This window comes from Opitutaceae bacterium TAV5 (assembly GCA_000242935.3).
Classification (GTDB): Bacteria; Verrucomicrobiota; Verrucomicrobiia; order Opitutales; family Opitutaceae; genus Geminisphaera.
The window spans coordinates 3576156-3591087 of sequence record CP007053.1 but is presented as its reverse complement, the minus strand read 5'-3'; the positions used below and the strand labels follow the sequence as shown (position 1 = coordinate 3591087).

Annotated in this window: 16 protein-coding genes and 1 pseudogene; 12 read left to right on the top strand and 5 right to left on the bottom strand. The window is 61.0% G+C overall.

The window, feature by feature from the left end:
* Nucleotides 1-22: 22 nt before the first annotated feature.
* From OPIT5_15395 to OPIT5_15385, 3 genes are all read right to left on the bottom strand, one after another.
* The gene (locus tag OPIT5_15395) at nucleotides 23-142 is read right to left on the bottom strand and encodes a hypothetical protein (GenBank protein ID AHF94423.1); all 120 of its coding nucleotides are present in this window, start codon (nucleotides 140-142) and stop codon (nucleotides 23-25) included.
* Nucleotides 139-981, bottom strand: coding sequence for a trans-2-enoyl-ACP reductase (locus OPIT5_15390; GenBank protein ID AHF91395.1), 843 nt, complete (start codon nucleotides 979-981; stop codon nucleotides 139-141). Before OPIT5_15390 ends, OPIT5_15395 begins: the two co-directional genes overlap by 4 nt.
* Before the next feature lie 250 nt (nucleotides 982-1231).
* On the bottom strand, nucleotides 1232-1687 hold the full coding sequence (locus tag OPIT5_15385) for a 3-hydroxyacyl-ACP dehydratase (protein ID AHF91394.1): 456 nt from the start codon (nucleotides 1685-1687) through the stop codon (nucleotides 1232-1234).
* A gap of 190 nt (nucleotides 1688-1877) precedes the next feature.
* On the opposite strand from OPIT5_15385, the gene OPIT5_15380 reads away from it, so the two are divergent.
* The 6 genes from OPIT5_15380 (at nucleotide 1878) to OPIT5_15355 (ending at nucleotide 7593) form a co-directional block, all read left to right on the top strand.
* On the top strand, nucleotides 1878-3698 hold the full coding sequence (locus OPIT5_15380) for a cell division protein FtsK (GenBank protein ID AHF91393.1): 1821 nt from the start codon (nucleotides 1878-1880) through the stop codon (nucleotides 3696-3698).
* Nucleotides 3699-4004: 306 nt separating this feature from the next.
* Nucleotides 4005-5825, top strand: a complete 1821-nt coding sequence (locus OPIT5_15375; protein ID AHF91392.1) for a hypothetical protein — start codon at nucleotides 4005-4007, stop codon at nucleotides 5823-5825.
* 5 nt (nucleotides 5826-5830) lie between these two features.
* Nucleotides 5831-6331 carry a hypothetical protein gene (locus tag OPIT5_15370; GenBank protein AHF91391.1) on the top strand — a complete coding sequence of 167 codons (501 nt, stop codon included), beginning with the start codon at nucleotides 5831-5833 and terminating at the stop codon, nucleotides 6329-6331.
* A gap of 107 nt (nucleotides 6332-6438) precedes the next feature.
* The gene (locus OPIT5_15365) at nucleotides 6439-6858 is read left to right on the top strand and encodes a hypothetical protein (GenBank protein ID AHF91390.1); all 420 of its coding nucleotides are present in this window, start codon (nucleotides 6439-6441) and stop codon (nucleotides 6856-6858) included.
* A 211-nt stretch (nucleotides 6859-7069) separates the two neighbouring features.
* A complete protein-coding gene (locus tag OPIT5_15360; GenBank protein ID AHF91389.1) occupies nucleotides 7070-7300 on the top strand; it encodes an addiction module antitoxin RelB in 231 nt (76 codons plus the stop codon).
* Nucleotides 7297-7593 carry a plasmid stabilization protein gene (locus OPIT5_15355; protein AHF91388.1) on the top strand — a complete coding sequence of 99 codons (297 nt, stop codon included), beginning with the start codon at nucleotides 7297-7299 and terminating at the stop codon, nucleotides 7591-7593. Before OPIT5_15360 ends, OPIT5_15355 begins: the two co-directional genes overlap by 4 nt.
* A 90-nt stretch (nucleotides 7594-7683) precedes the next feature.
* On the opposite strand, the pseudogene OPIT5_15350 reads toward OPIT5_15355, so the two are convergent.
* A pseudogene (locus OPIT5_15350) lies at nucleotides 7684-8851 on the bottom strand (DNA-binding protein).
* 239 nt (nucleotides 8852-9090) lie between these two features.
* Here OPIT5_15350 and OPIT5_15345 point away from each other — a divergent pair.
* The 6 genes from OPIT5_15345 to OPIT5_15320 all read left to right on the top strand — a co-directional run bounded on the left by OPIT5_15345 (nucleotide 9091) and on the right by OPIT5_15320 (nucleotide 13079).
* The gene (locus OPIT5_15345) at nucleotides 9091-9690 is read left to right on the top strand and encodes a DNA-directed DNA polymerase (protein ID AHF91387.1); all 600 of its coding nucleotides are present in this window, start codon (nucleotides 9091-9093) and stop codon (nucleotides 9688-9690) included.
* 43 nt (nucleotides 9691-9733) lie between these two features.
* Nucleotides 9734-10033, top strand: coding sequence for a hypothetical protein (locus OPIT5_15340; protein AHF91386.1), 300 nt, complete (start codon nucleotides 9734-9736; stop codon nucleotides 10031-10033).
* A 129-nt stretch (nucleotides 10034-10162) separates the two neighbouring features.
* Nucleotides 10163-10675, top strand: a complete 513-nt coding sequence (locus tag OPIT5_15335; GenBank protein AHF91385.1) for an RNA methyltransferase — start codon at nucleotides 10163-10165, stop codon at nucleotides 10673-10675.
* 42 nt (nucleotides 10676-10717) lie between these two features.
* Nucleotides 10718-12169: a cell division protein FtsK gene (locus OPIT5_15330; GenBank protein AHF91384.1), complete on the top strand. Its 1452-nt coding sequence runs from the start codon at nucleotides 10718-10720 to the stop codon at nucleotides 12167-12169.
* A gap of 498 nt (nucleotides 12170-12667) precedes the next feature.
* Nucleotides 12668-12778, top strand: coding sequence for a hypothetical protein (locus tag OPIT5_15325; protein ID AHF94422.1), 111 nt, complete (start codon nucleotides 12668-12670; stop codon nucleotides 12776-12778).
* A 70-nt stretch (nucleotides 12779-12848) separates the two neighbouring features.
* Nucleotides 12849-13079, top strand: coding sequence for a hypothetical protein (locus tag OPIT5_15320; GenBank protein ID AHF91383.1), 231 nt, complete (start codon nucleotides 12849-12851; stop codon nucleotides 13077-13079).
* 1149 nt (nucleotides 13080-14228) lie between these two features.
* Here OPIT5_15320 and OPIT5_15315 read toward each other — a convergent pair.
* Nucleotides 14229-14915, bottom strand: a complete 687-nt coding sequence (locus tag OPIT5_15315) for a hypothetical protein (GenBank protein AHF91382.1) — start codon at nucleotides 14913-14915, stop codon at nucleotides 14229-14231.
* Nucleotides 14916-14932 lie beyond the last annotated feature (17 nt).

The following is a 14932-nucleotide window of genomic DNA, read 5'->3' as shown; positions in this document are numbered from 1 at the left end:
GAAGTCGTTCGAATTTCCCCGATTAATAGCCACAAAAAACACAAGAAAACACGCCGCGCATGAAATCCGCCATCGCGCCGATAGGCGCACGGAAGCCTTTCGACGGGCAGGAAGAAATTTTGTGTTTTTTGTGGCTGTTCATGACCTGTGCTCCGGACGCATCGCCAGGCGGATGATTTCGGCGTCGAAATAGTTGGAGCCGAGGCCGGCGTCGATGGTCAGTGTGGTGCCGTTGATGCCGCTGCTGCGCGGACTGAGCAGGAAAAGGGCGGCGTTGGCGACTTCCTGCGTGGAGAGGTTTTTTTTGCGGAAGGTGAGCTTTTCGGCGTACAGATAGCTTTCGAGATAACCGGGAATGCCGGCCGAGGCGCTGGTCTTGAGCGGGCCGGCGCCGACGACGTTGAAACGCACATCGCGGGTCGCCGTTTCCGTCGAAAACGACTTGGCGAGGAAACGCGCGGCGGATTCGAGCGCGGCCTTGACCGGACCCATGTAGCCGTAGTTGTCGGGGGTGACGAGGAGCGAGGAGATGCCGATCGTCACCACCGATGCGTCGGACGCGAGGTGCGGTTTGAACGCGCGGGCGAGTTCGACGAGCGAGAAGGCCGAGATGGCCGTGGCCTGCAAAAAGTCGGCGCGCTTCGTCTCGTAAAACGCCTTGAAGCCGTCGCTGTAGTTGGCGAACGCGATTGAGTGGACGATGCCGTGGATCGGACCGAGTCCGGCGGCGGCCTGCGCGGCGGCGACTTCGGCGGCGAGGCGTTCCGCCGCGCCCTCGTGCTCCACGTCGCAGACAAAAACCGGGCGGTCGCCGAGAAGGGTTTCGAGGGATTTTTTGCGGACCTCGCTGCGCACGCTGTAGAGGACGCGCGCCCCCTGTTCCTCGAGCGTCTTCGCGGTGAGCCAGGCCACGCTCTTGCGGTTGGCCACGCCGAGGACGAGGACGGTTTTGCCGGCAAGCTGGAGAAAGTCGCTGCTCATACAGAAGATTTTTGAACCACGGAGATCACGGATTGGCTGCGCCAAAACCAGATCATTGAACAGAAGGAAACGAAGAGAACGACGATGTTGCCCCTGCTCGCCGTCCCTCTCCTGAAAACAACTGTTTCCGGAAACCAAAAAAGGTCCGCATCCGGGACGGATAACGGGAACCGGAAACATCTTCGTGATCTTCGTTTCCTTCTGTGCGTTTCATGAGAGGCATGTTCTTTTGTGATAGCAGCCATCCGGATCAGCCCTTGGCCGGCTCCTTCCAGGCCACGGAAAACTCGACATTCATCACCCGCGTGCCGTCGGCCTTTTTGATGGAGCCGCTCATCATGGTGAACCCGCCGAGCGCCTCTTTTTTCTTCACTTCGATGAGCACTTCATCGCCGGGATAGACGGGATTGCGGAAGCGCGCCTCACCGATCCTGGCGATGAGCGGCGAACCGCCCCCACCCTCGCCGGGTTTCACGCCCGCGGCCAGCGCCTGCCGCGCCATGTAAAGCGCGCCCGCCTGGAAGGTGGCTTCGCACAGCAGTACGCCGGGTGTGATCGGCGCGCCGGGATAATGTCCCTCGTAGAAAAACTCGTCGGCCCGCCACGTGCGGCGCGCCACGAGGCTGTCGGCGGTTTCCGACACGATTTCGTCAACAAAGAGAAACGGCGGCCGGTGCGGGATGAGATCGGTGACGGTGGTGGACATGGGCGCGGGCGGGTTGGCTGTATTGGCTGGTTGAAAACCGCCACGACACCGCCCCCGACGCCCCGCGGCAAGGCCGGAAATGGAACCCTCCTCGCACAGGTTCTTGCACCCTGCCGTCCCGAGGCTCAATCTCGTCTCTTTTTTCCCGTCCATCGTTCCCTTTCATCGCACACCGTCGCCGCCACGCCACATGTCCGCCGCATCTCCCGCCGCTCCCTCACCCGAACCTCCGGCAACCCGCACGCCGCCTCCGCCCGCTCCGTCCGCCGCCGCGTGGCTTGTCGAGGACGAGAGCCTGCTCGCCTTCTGGCGCGAGGAAATCGAGGCCCGCCACGAGGAACGCCGCACCTTCCAGGCGCGCCACCGCGACCGGCTCGACGATGCCCTCGACCACATGCAGATGCTGCGTCAGTCCGCCAGCGACCGCGCCGCCGAAATGGCCGCCGGCCCCGACTCTGCGGACGGCGCCGGCGCCGACGCCCCCCCCTCCCCTGCCGACGCCGCCAGGCTCGCCGCTCCCGCCCGGCCCGTCTTCACACCGCCCGATCCGTTCACCTCGGAGGAGATGGCATGCTACCGGTTCCCCTCGCTCGATCTCCTCCGCACGCCCGACGCCGACGAAAAACAGTTCGTCACCCCGCAGGAAATCGCCGACGGCAAACGCCTCCTCCAGGACGCCCTCGATGCCTTCGCCGTGGACGCGTTCGTCTACGATGCCATCGTCGGCCCGCGCGTCACCCAGTTCCGCGTTCGCCCCGGCTTCGGCGTGCGCGTCGAGGCCATCGCCGCCCTCGAAAAAAACATCGCCCTCGCCATGTCGGCCAACGCCGTGCGCATCCAGGCGCCCATCCCCGGCGAAAGTTTTGTCGGCATCGAAATCCCCAACCGCGCCTCCGCTCCTCTCGCCCTCCGCAGCACGTTCCAGAACGCCGCCTGGCAAAACACCGCGATGGACATCCCGCTGATCCTCGGCGTGGACATCGCCGGCCGCCACGTGCTCTGCGACCTCGCCCGCGCGCCCCACGCCCTCATCGCCGGCGCCACCGGCAGCGGCAAATCCGTCTGCATCAGCAACCTCCTCCTCTCGCTCGTTTACCGCTTCCGCCCGGACGAACTGGAAATGGTGCTCATCGACCCGAAGATCGTCGAGTTCGCCATCTACAAAAACCTCCCCCACCTCATCCATCCCGTTGTCACCGATCCCAAACAGGCCGTGCAGGCCCTCAAGTGGCTCGTCCGCGAGATGGAGCGCCGCTACGAAATCCTCGCGGAGAAAAACGTCCGTAACCTCGCTGGCTACAACGCCAAGGCTGCCGCCGAAGGGTTTCCGAAACTCCCCTACATCGTCCTCGTCATCGACGAACTCGCCGACCTCATGATGACCGCCGCCAACGACGTCGAGACGCCCATCGCCCGCCTCGCGCAGATGTCGCGCGCCGTCGGCATCCACACCGTCCTCGCCACCCAGCGCCCCTCGGTGAACGTCATCACCGGCATCATCAAGGCCAACTACCCCACGCGCATCGCCTTCCAGGTGTCCTCGCAGGTGGACAGCCGCACGATCCTCGACGGCAAGGGCGCCGAAGCCCTGCAAGGCCGCGGCGACATGCTTTTCAGCCCGCCCGGCCTCGGTCGCCTCCAGCGCCTGCAGGCGCCCTTCGTGGACGATGCCGAGATCGAGCGCGTCGTCAGTTTCCTCAAAACCCAGGTGCAGCCGCGCTACCGCGTCGAGCTTCGCCCCGAAGACGCCCCCGGCGGCGCCGGCAACGGCGACGACGATCCCCTCGGCGGCAACCTCACCGGCAACGATCCCATGATAAAGGAAGCCCTCGCCGTCATCGCCGCGCACGGCCGCGCCAGCACCAGCTACCTGCAACGGAAGTTGAAAATCGGATACAACCGCGCCGCCTCGCTCATGGAGGAGATGGAGCAGCGCCGCTACATCGGCCCGCAGGTGGGCAACAACCCCCGCGAAATCTTCGTCCAGCCCGGCGACATCAACCTCGACTGAACCTGATCATCAGAACCATCGCACAGAAGATAATTGAACAGAAGCTAACAAAGGGAACGAAGATGCTTCCGGCCAACGCCTCTCTTTCCTGTATTCGGACCTTTTCCGGTTTTTCAGAAAAACATCCCATGCGCACATCACAGGGCATCTTCCAGGAGCATCTTCGTTATCTTCTGTTCAAGATGACTATCACAGGTTTCTCCCTTTCGTTGCCCCGCTTCTGTGCATTTTCCCGGGACAGGACAGCGGATCCTTTCCGTAGTGATCTCTCGTCCGTATCCAGTCGTCCCCTTCTCCTGACCTTCCATGTCCACTGACACGCTCACCGCCGAAGACATTCTCGCACGCATCCGCCGCGATGGCGTGCGGCGCGCCGCGCTCGCCCTGCGCAAACCTCCCGTCCCCTCGCGCCTTCTCCAGGAACTCGCCACGCTCCCCGCCGACGACACCGACACCGCCGCGCTCGCGCTCCAGTTTGTCGCCGCCTACCCGCTGGCCCCCAGCCACCTGCTCGAGGAAATCGCCAACACCGCCCTCGACAGCGATCCGGCGGAACCAGCTGCATCCGGTCATTCCGCACTCCGTACTCCGCAATCCGCAATTCACAACATCCCGCACTCCGCAATTTCCGCCGTTCTCGCCCACCTCGCCACCAACCCGCGCACGCCGCCGCACCTGCTCACCCGCTTCGCCGCGCACGCCGACCCGGTCGTCCGCGCCCAGGCCGCCGCCCACCCCCAGCTCCCCTCGCGCGAGCTCTTCGCCCTCACCGCCGATCCCGACGCCGGCGTCCGCCGCACCCTCGCCGCCAATCCCTCGCTCCGCCTGCCCCACCAGGCCGCCCTCCTCGCCGACACCGACCCGTCCGTCCGCGTCCACCTCACCGCCACGGCCGCCCCCCAGGCCCAGCTCGCGCTTGCCCTCGGCGCGGATGACAGCGCCGTCGTCCGCACCCACGCCGTCGCCACTCTCAAGGTCGAGGAAGACCTCCTCCTCGGCTGGGCCGCCTGCGACGAGGAAGACGTGCAACTCGCCCTCCTCCAGCGCCGCGAACTCCCGGCCGAAGTCAGCCGCGTCCTCCTCCATTCGCCCCACCCGTCCGTCCGCCGCGCCACTGTCGCCGCCATCTCTGCCAACGAGGCCGACGGCGCTCATGCTGCCACCCAGCTCGACGACATCGATCTCCTCTTCCTCGCCACCCGGGGCACGCCCGAAGAACGCGCCTGGGTGGCCTCCGCCCCCGTCCTCGCCCGCCCCCTGCAAAGCCTCCTCGCGCAGGATGCCGACCCTGCCGTCCGTGCCGCCCTCGCCGCCAACCCGGCGCTCGACGAAGCCGTGGCCCGCTACTTCACCACCCGGAACGACGAACCCGTCAACGCCGCCCTCGCCCGCAATCCGGCCGTGTCCGCCGACCTCGTCGAGGAACTCGCCGCCACCCGTTCGCCCGCCGTACTCGCCGCCCTCGCGTATCGCGAAAACCTCGATCCCCGTCTCGCCACCTTCCTGCTCGGCCACAGCCCCGACTTCCGTCGCCATCGCGCCCTGCTCTCCGTCTCCGCCCACAACGACGACGCCACCGACGGCGCCACCGGTAACGCGCCGCCGCCGCTTCCCGAACTCGACCTCGACACCGCCAGAATACTCCTCGCCGACTCCCTGCCCACGGTGCGCGTTCTCGCCGTCGCCGCCTGCCCCGCCTGGCGCCGCGCCGATCTCTACGACATCGCCCGCGATCCGGCGCCGGCCGTGCGCATCGCCGCCATCCGTCACCCCAACGCCGCCGACGAGCTGCTGTCCGACTGGCAGGCCGACCCCGACCCGCTCGTGGCCGCCGCCGCCCGCGAAGCCGCCGAAACCCGCGCCCGCGCGCGCACCCGCCCCGTCCTCTCCGTGCGCGCCACGCATGGCGTCACCCCCCGAACCTCCGCCCCGAACCCTGAACCCGCCGGCAAAGCCGGCCTTGACGCCGCCGCCCCACGCCCGAATCTGACCGATTCCACTCCGGTCGCGCCCTCCGCCATCGGCGATTCCGCAATCTCAAATCCGCAATCCGCAACTCCCGTCACCGCGCGGCCCGCTGCCGCGCCCGATCTTTTCAGCAAACTCAAACGCTTTTTCTGGCAGTAAACATCATGGCAAAATCCAAAACCCTCCAGCATCTCTCGCTCACCTTCCGCGACATCGTGCTCGGGGCCGAGGCCGACGTAATCCGTCAGGCGCTCGAGGCCCGCGTGCAGATCGACCAGCTCATCGAGGAACGCCAGCGCGCCTACGAACGCATCGCGCAACTCGAAACGCAGGTCGAGGACGTGCTCGGCGAAACCGGCACGTTCCCCTTCCCCGCGCCGCCGCTCCCGGTCGCCGGCCTTGACCCCAAGGCCACCGTCGTGCTCCGCGGAGCCGCCGCCGCGCCCGCGCGCAAGGCCGCCCGCGCCGATGACAGCAGCAATGACGACACCGACGGCAACGCCGGCCTCGCGACCGACGCCTCGCCGGCCGAGACCGACGAGACCGCCGAAGCCGCCGAACCGGCAGGCACCGACGCCAGCGACGCCGACGACGAGCCCGAAGCGCCCCCGCCCGCGCCGACGCCTGCTCCCGGCCGCAAGCCTCGCTCCGGCGGCAAGGCCTGATCCGTTCCCACCGGTTAACCGTCCGCCTCTCGCGCCGGCACCGCGCCCGTCTCTCCTGACCGGCGTCCGTGACCGCGATCCGGCGGATACTCCCCGGGCCAACCCGCATGCCATCCGGCGATCAACAGATCCGCATCAACACGCTGCTCCTCGAACGCGAGGCGCTGTTTGTGCGCGTGCACGATCTGGAGCGGGCGGCGGCGAAAATCCTCGGCGAAGATTATCCCTTCACGCGTCCGCTCCTGCCATCGGACGTCAGGGCAAAAATCCGTCCGAAGAAAAAAAGCGCCCGCACCGCCGTTGACGATCCCCTGCGCAAGCTGGAGCCCGGCGAGACTGCCTGGCGCGTGACCTGGACCCAAGCCGGGCAGACGTATCAGGAAACCCACGACAATGCCGACGCCCTCCGCACCCTCCTCGCCAGCCAGGGCGAGCAGTTGCGGGTGACGCGCCTCGAGACCGTGGATGCCGCCGGCGACACCCGCACCGTGCTGCTCGGAGGCAATCCGGAAGAAGACAAGCCTTGATAACTGACGTTACGCAAAGGCGAGGCAGGAGCGTCGCTTGCGACGCCCGCGCAGGCAGGTCAAAGCACCAATAACATTCGCGGGCCTCGCAAGCGGAGCCCCGACAAAACCATCCGCGTAACGTCGGTTAACAATTGATATTCAGGATCGGAAAATTCCGGCCTGGCTTCCGCATTGCCAGCCGGACGCCTCATGAGCAATGTAACCCGACATGACAACCATTGACCAGATCGTTGAAGAAACCCGTTCGCTCCCGCACGACACCGTGCTGGAGCTGGTGGACCGCATCCTGCTCAACCTTCACGGAGGCCAAAGCCCGCAGCACGCCCAAGCCTGGACGACTACCCTTCAACGCCGGGTTGAGGAAGTCCGTAGCGGCGCCGTGCAGACGATTCCCCATGAAGAGACCGCGGCCAAAATCCGCCGCATCGTTGGCCGGTGAACCCCTGTCGACTACATCCCGAAGCCGATGCCGAATACGCCGCCGCGGCGGAATACTACGCTTCCGTCCGCTCCGGCCTGGGCGGACGCTTTTACGACGAAATCGAACGCCTGATCGCAGCCATTCGCACCGACCCACTGCTCGGACGCGAAATCCAGCCTTCCATCCGCTGGCGTTTATCATCCATTTTCCCCTACGCCGTCATCTACAGCAACACCCCCGAAGGCATCCTCATCTGGGCGATCATGCATCTGCGTCGCGAACCTGCCTACTGGCTCCATCGCCTCAACTGATCCGCCGTCCCCCCCCCAGCCTCATCGCCCATCAAACCCGGCGGCGGGTCCGGCGCCTGATTCGCTCATCCCCGCCACGCGTCATGCCGATTACGCGCCCCTGTAAATCCTTGCCAGCTCCCCGGCGACCTCGCGCATTTCCTCGACCAGTTCCGGCGGTTCGATCACCTTCGCGCGTTCTCCCCAACCCAGCACCCAGCGACGCACCTCGTCGGTATGGCTGACACGCAGCTCCAGTTCGATTTTGCCACCGGGCTTTATCGGTAATTTTTTGTGACGCGTGCCAGAAACGTTCCCGTACGAGCTCGCCCGCGTAGCCGTCGAACTCGATCCGCACCGTCACCGTGCCCTCGGCGCGCAGCATTCCGAAACTGTCGCCAAAATACTTCTCCGGAGAAAAATCCGGATCGCGTGCAAACCGGTGCCTCGTCGCCGCAAATTCGCTCATGCGCGGCAACGCGAACGTCCGCATCGCCTGCCGGTCCAGATCGTGCCCCGCCAGGTACCACATGCCGCCGATCGACGCCAGGTGGTAAGGCCACACCCGGCGGCGCTCCGGATCGCCGTATCCGGCCTTCCTGTACATGAAACAGACTTCCTGGCGCGCCAGGACAGCCTTGCTCGCGGCCGTGAAAAGCGCCTCGTCAACCGGCCCTGTTCCCGTGCTGCGAAACGAGATGGATTCGGATAATCCGCCGCCGGGAAAACTCACCACGTCGCGCAAGCCAGTCGTGAGTTTGGCGAACGCCTGCTCCAGCAGACGCGCGTAGGGTGTTCCCCGATACGCCTCCACGGCTTGCCGAGCCACCATCAACGCCAGCAACTCCCCTTCCGTGACATGCACGAGCGGGAAATCCCGCACTGCTTCTGTATAATAAAACCCACCCCGTTGCGGATCGTAGCCGGAGAGCGGCATGGGGACGCGGTCGCGTATGAAATCCAGATCGCGCCGGATCGTCTTCGCATTCACTTCCAGACCCTTTGCCCGCAGTTCCTTGGCCAGTCCGGGCACATTCAGGGTCTTGCCGCTCGCGAACAGCGCATGGATACACTGGAAACGCTCCAGTTGCGCCCCCGTGCGCAACACCTCGCGCGTACCCGCCTTCGGTTTTCCCGCGCCACCGGCCTCCGGCTTCACCTTCCGGGTTGCGCGGGCAGGACGCGGACCGCGGACGGCAGACAAACGGGACGCTCGGGCTGTACCGGTGCCGGTGAAGACGGGTTTCGATCTTTTTTTCATTTTTTCAGGATAAACCATCAGCCTGGACACGGGATGTCCACCCGGCTCGTTAAAGTGCTTCCCGTATAAACGTCATGGTTACTCCAACAATATTTCCCACCTCACCAAACCAACCGCGAATGAACGCGAATGGACGCGAATGAAGACAGAGACTGCGGATTCATTTGGTTTTATTCGCGTTCATTCGCGGTTGGTTCGTCTGCTTCGGTTTTGGCGCAGCCAATCCATCCCTGTTCGCGGTTAAAAACTCTGCAAAAATGGACCTCGTCATCTTCGACCTCGAAACCACCGGCTTTTCGCCCCGCTGGCACGACATCATCCAGATCGCCGCCGTGCGACTGCGCGACGGGCGCACTCCGGGTGAAACGTTCTCGACCTACGTCCGCCCGCGTTGTCCGGTCCCCGAATCCATCACCGATCTGACCGGCATCACCGACGCCGACGTCGCCGATGCTCCCGGGACACCCGACGCCCTGCGGGCCTTCGCCCGCTTTGTAGCCGGGGAAAACGGCCGTGAAAACACCACGCTCCTCGCGCACAACGGCCACCGGTTCGACATGCGTTTCATCGCGGAAAGCTGCGCGCAACACGGACTCCCCACGTGTCCCGTCCGTTTTATCGACAGCATCTGGTTGTCGAAAAAATGCTGGCCCGCCGAGTCCCTGCACAATCTCGACGTGATCGTCGAACGCCTCGGCATCGACCCGGGTGAAACCGGCCATCGCCGCCACGACGCCCGCGCCGACGTCCACCTGCTGGCGAACGCAGTCCGCCACATGCTCCGGAGACTTCGCCCGGAGGAAGCTACCGGATCGCCCCTCATCGAGCCTTGCCTCCGGGACTTCATGGACGCCTGACCCCCCTCTTCTTTTCGCCAACGCACTCAATCATCAAAATCATATGGCCAAACTCATCCTGCAACACCCGCACTCGGGCATCATTCGGAAAGCCCCCGCAGGCTTCTCCTTCACCACGCTGTTTTTCGGACCTCTCCCCGCCCTCTTTCGTGGAGACTTCAAATGGTTCATCATCCAATGCCTGCTGTCCTGGATGGTCATCCCCCTCCTCGTATTCGCCTTCGTGTACAACAAAATCTACATCCGCAAGCTCCTCGAGCACGGCTACAAGGTGAAATCGGTCGAAGGCACGACCATCGAGGCGCTGAACGCGCAACTCGGCCTGGAGCTTCCCCGGCTTTGATCGGCGTCCATCCGGGCCAAGCGAAGGCGAATTCACCGCATCGGCGTATGCCGCTCCCTGTCCTGTTGGCCCGATTCGCTTGGTTCGTAACTTACAAAACTCATTTCAACCATGTCTCTCCATCCTACCATCAAACAGCGCGGTTATTTGGCCGTCGGCCTTCATGATCCGAAGATGATGAAAAACATCGCAGGCGTGCTGCGCGCCTGCGGCTGTTACGAGGCTGCCATGCTGGCGGTGAGCGGAACCCGTTACCGTCGGCACCGGTGCGACACGATCAAGCACTGGAAGAGCATGCCGATGCTGGAGGTCGAGGATTTGCGCACCGTCCTGGCCTACGGCTGCACTCCGGTGGCGGTGGATCTCGTGCCCGGCGCGGTGTCGCTGGTGGACTATAAACACCCTGCCCGGGCCTTTTATATTTTCGGGGCGGAGGACGGCACGCTCGACGACAGCGTGCTCGCGTGGTGCACCGCGCGTGTGATGGTGCCGACCCGCACCTGCATGAACCTCGCCTCCTGCGTCAACGTCGTGCTCTACGATCGCCTGCAAAAACAGCTCCGCGCCCGTGAGTCATCTCCGGACAGTCCGACCATGCCGTCGGCAATACCGCTGGCGTTGCCGCAATGTCCGGAGGAGTGAACATTTTTGGCTGCTCCAATGCCCCCCCACCACCACACACAGATGTTCTCAAAAATTGACAAAACACGGCCTGCCCCCTTCGGCATTCCGGCCTCCGCGGCCTCCGGAGCCGGCGGCATCGCCATCATCAAACCCGAGGAAACAAAAAAGGCCAAATCGCCCGTCGTCCCCGCCTCCGACGAAAATTACCAGTTCCCGCCCGTCACCCTGCTGAAGGAGCAGACCCGCCCCGAAGGCGCCGACGACGACGCCGAATACGCCCGCAACATGGACGACCTCGTGCGCATCCTCGGCGAGTTCAACGTCGCCGTGTCGCCCGGCGAGATCCACGTCGGCCCGGTCATCACCTGTTACGAAGTCGTGCCCGCGCCCGGCGTGCGCGTCGAGAAAATCGCCAGCCTCGACAAGAACATCGCCCTCGGCATGCGCGCCCAGTCCGTGCGCATTCTCGCCCCCATCCCCGGAAAAGCCGCCGTCGGCATCGAAATGCCCAACCGCACCCCCTCCCCCGTCGGCATGCGCGACATCCTCGAATCCGAAGACTGGGCCGCCGCCAAGGCCGAGATTCCCATCGCCCTCGGCAAGGACGTTTCCGGCAAACCCCTCATCAGCGACCTCTCCAAGATGCCCCACCTGCTCATCGCCGGCGCCACCGGCTCGGGCAAGTCCGTGTGCATCAACTCGATCATCGCCTCCATCGTTTACCGCAAGGCCCCGAAAGACCTGCGCCTCATCATGGTGGACTCCAAATTCGTGGAACTGAAAGTATTCAATTCCCTGCCCCACATGCTCATCCCCGTCGTCACCGAGCCGAAGAAAGTGCCCTCCGCGCTCAAGTGGCTGCTCGGCGAGATGGAGCAGCGCTACCAGATCTTCGCCAAGGTCGGCGTCCGCAACATCAGCGGCTTCAACCACCGCAAGAAGAACACCAGACTCGATTTTCCCGTCGCCGACAACGACCCCGCCACCGGCCTCCACGCCACCGGCGAGCAGCAGATGCTCGAAGGCGTCGACCCCTTCGAGGATGACGACGGCATCGAGATCCCTGATCGCCTGCCCTACATCGTGGCGATCATCGACGAACTCGCCGACCTCATGATGGTGGCCCCCGCCAAAATCGAAACGGGCATCGTCCGCCTCGCGCAGCTTGCCCGCGCCGCCGGCATCCACCTGATCATCGCCACCCAGCGCCCCTCGGTCAACGTCATCACCGGCGTCATCAAGGCCAACCTCCCCTCCCGCATCGCCTTCCAGGTCGCCTCGCAAGTGGACTCCCACACCATCCTCGACGACGAAGGTGCCGACACCCTCATCGGCCGCGGCGACATGCTCTTTTCGCTTCCCGACAGTTCGCGCCTCGTGCGCGCGCAGGGCGCCTTCGTCTCCGACGAGGAAGTGCAGGAGTTTGTCGAATTCCTCAAACGCAACGGTCCCCCGCAATACGCCACCTCCGCCGTACTAACAAATCGACCGCGACGCCAGCGACGACGATGATGATGATGAACTCGGGGACATGCCGAAGGGATCAGGCCGGAATGGCATTTGGTTAAGCCCCCTTTCTTTTGTAGCTCGTTCATCCATCGTCTGGATTCCCACGATAAAGCCCTTAACCAAGTGCCATTCGGGTCAGGCTGTGTTTTGTCAATTTCGATGAAAAAAAAGTTCAAAAAATCACACAACCATCATTCATTAATCAAATTATCCCCCCGGCACACACGGTGCATATTGCGTATTCATAATATCATCCCGTCATGTCAGAAACATTATCCCGCTCCCAATCCGGTTTGGGAAAACCGGTCGTCAAGCCGCTGCCCAAACTCTATGAAATCGCCATTACCAATCCGCGCACCCGGGAAACCGCGACCTTTCCGGGGCAGGGTATTCGATTGTCGGATGCGGTTAAGGATGGTCTTGGGAACATCGGCCCAACCGTCGGCGTCCGTTTGCCCAACGGCCAACAAAGGATGCGGCGTCTGTCGCTTTTCGAGGAAGATGTGCCTTACAAAGAAGGGGAAGCCTTATGAGACGGAATTCCTGAACATTGAACAGGAGTCGGCCAGGAGCATAAAGAACCACCAGAATTTTATTTTTTCACTTGCCTGACTGGCAATGAGTAAGCCTCATTGAAGTCGGCAAGACCCTCAACCAAACCCGAATAGCAAAGAGAAATACAATGGGAACAATGATCCACCGAGGCAGGGAGTTGATTCGCATCAACCCTGACAATGAACAAAAACTGGAATACTCGGCCAACGACGGGCGCACCTGGGTCACACGTTACTCCAGCGCAATCTGTGGCGACTTCGAAGAGCTGCTGGACAACGGGAAGGAGATACTGGCGACAACATCCAAAGGGCTTTTCTTCTCCACCAACGATGGAAGGACTTGGGCCAAGAGGCATTGATCCGTCAATGAAAAAACACACCCACATATGCTGGAAATAATAAATCAACTATATCCAATAATAAAGAATTGTAATAAGGGTTTTGATGTTACATCCGTGTTTAGTAAAATTTCCGAATGCCATTATCGGGAAAACTTCCATAGTGATATAATAGCCTACTATCTACAAAACGATGAGGTTAAAGAAAGATTCATTGACTGGATAAGCACTCCATCAGGGTCTCTCGATGGTAAAATAGAAAAGATCTCATACAAAGGAGGGGCTGTTAAGCGAGAGACATCTCGTATAGATATAACCCTACTGAGCCACGACGAAAAGAAAGCGATCATAATTGAGAATAAATCCAACAATGCATGTGATCAGTTTAATCAATTACACAACTACATTAGTCGTCTCAAAGAAGAGGGTGTGGAAATTGAAAAAATACTTTATCTAAATAAAGATTCCGAAAAGAAGCCCGATATTGCTGCGTTAAAAGAAGATGATAGGAGGGGAATTGAAAGCATTCTGAAAGTAAGTAATTTACAGGGGTTTATAGACAATGTTATAAATCCTGTAATAGTTCAGACCAGTAACATTAGGCTGAATGGGCTCTCGCAGGAAATTCGCTCGTTGTTTCAAATTTTAATTTATAAAGATATGAATGTTGATAAAATCATTGAATTGATAGGTAATCTAAATGAACCTGGTAATCTAGATAAGCTCAGAGATGTAATTCGGGCATATGATCAGATTCCTGATGCTCTTGCTGAGTATTTCAAAAGCTACCTCACGTCTCAAGCTCCCGACTACTCAATACCAGGGGTTTACAATAAGTATTGCGTTATAATTGAATCGATACTAATTGGGTCAAAAGTGTTTACAGTAGATATCTGGTTTTCCCGTGATCAAGTGGATTTCTCGTTTTTTATCCGAAAAAACAACGGAAATCATGCTGATGTCGAATTAGTACGGTCCCGAGCGGGCAATTCATTTCCATTCAATGAATTTCGGGATGGTCGCTATAGGTTTTATCATGAGAATCCGCTAGATATTGCTGGCATTAAAATTAAAATAGACCAATTACTTCAGTTTTTGCGGAAGATTCAGTCGCTCCCATAATCTTAAACTGGCGCAGTTTTAGTTGAGCAATAAGCGGATCATGCCGTCTTATACTTTTTTCCTAACATGCTGCCGCGTGACAATCACCTCTGCCCATAGCTCGGTGATTTTGAAGATGTCGGGCAGGCTCCACATGGAATGGCTGTAAAGCTCGTGCATGGCATGCCCGATATAGTGGTCGGCAAGCTCTGTCTCGTAGTGTCTGAGTTCGTCGATTGCATTCCAGTTCAATTCGTTCAGTGTATTGTGTTCCTCATAGCATCGACCAGGCACTTGCAGAACCGTGCTACCGGCTGAGATGATGTCCTGCAAAACCCCGTAAATCCCCCGATCGTCGCTTTGCGGATCGGTGACGAAGACGTGCAACTTCAACTCCAATTCGTAATCCTGAACAAAGGGATCCTGATCCTGGATGCGTTTGTCCAGTTCTTGCATGATCGGCTTGACCTCGGCCCATGCCTTTTCAAGGCACTCGGTCAAAAGGTCGCTGATTTTCACGAAACAGGCGACACGTTCCAAGGTGAACCGAAAGCCATCGTTCAGCCGGTGTTTCCTCTCCTGCAAAACCTGCCACAACTCCGACTTGCCCTTTATCGAATCAAGCGAAGGCCGATGTCCCTGTTTCATATCGAAGGATGCCCGATGGTATGCATCGTGCAACTCGACCGCCAGCCGTTCCAGTTCCTCGATGGAATAGCCTTCCAGTTCCTTGTCCCATTCTTCATCGGTTTTCATTTCGCAAAGAAAATCGC

Excerpts from the sequence above, each read along its gene's own strand:
- OPIT5_15395 (AHF94423.1), bottom strand. The coding sequence starts at position 142 with ATGAACAGCCACAAAAAACACAAAATTTCTTCCTGCCCGTCGAAAGGC.
- OPIT5_15390 (AHF91395.1), bottom strand. The coding sequence starts at position 981 with ATGAGCAGCGACTTTCTCCAGCTTGCCGGCAAAACCGTCCTCGTCCTC.
- OPIT5_15385 (AHF91394.1), bottom strand. The coding sequence starts at position 1,687 with ATGTCCACCACCGTCACCGATCTCATCCCGCACCGGCCGCCGTTTCTC.
- OPIT5_15380 (AHF91393.1), top strand. The coding sequence starts at position 1,878 with ATGTCCGCCGCATCTCCCGCCGCTCCCTCACCCGAACCTCCGGCAACC.
- OPIT5_15375 (AHF91392.1), top strand. The coding sequence starts at position 4,005 with ATGTCCACTGACACGCTCACCGCCGAAGACATTCTCGCACGCATCCGC.
- OPIT5_15370 (AHF91391.1), top strand. The coding sequence starts at position 5,831 with ATGGCAAAATCCAAAACCCTCCAGCATCTCTCGCTCACCTTCCGCGAC.
- OPIT5_15365 (AHF91390.1), top strand. The coding sequence starts at position 6,439 with ATGCCATCCGGCGATCAACAGATCCGCATCAACACGCTGCTCCTCGAA.
- OPIT5_15360 (AHF91389.1), top strand. The coding sequence starts at position 7,070 with ATGACAACCATTGACCAGATCGTTGAAGAAACCCGTTCGCTCCCGCAC.
- OPIT5_15345 (AHF91387.1), top strand. The coding sequence starts at position 9,091 with ATGGACCTCGTCATCTTCGACCTCGAAACCACCGGCTTTTCGCCCCGC.
- OPIT5_15340 (AHF91386.1), top strand. The coding sequence starts at position 9,734 with ATGGCCAAACTCATCCTGCAACACCCGCACTCGGGCATCATTCGGAAA.
- OPIT5_15330 (AHF91384.1), top strand. The coding sequence starts at position 10,718 with ATGTTCTCAAAAATTGACAAAACACGGCCTGCCCCCTTCGGCATTCCG.
- OPIT5_15325 (AHF94422.1), top strand. The coding sequence starts at position 12,668 with ATGTGCCTTACAAAGAAGGGGAAGCCTTATGAGACGGAATTCCTGAAC.
- OPIT5_15320 (AHF91383.1), top strand. The coding sequence starts at position 12,849 with ATGGGAACAATGATCCACCGAGGCAGGGAGTTGATTCGCATCAACCCT.
- OPIT5_15315 (AHF91382.1), bottom strand. The coding sequence starts at position 14,915 with ATGAAAACCGATGAAGAATGGGACAAGGAACTGGAAGGCTATTCCATC.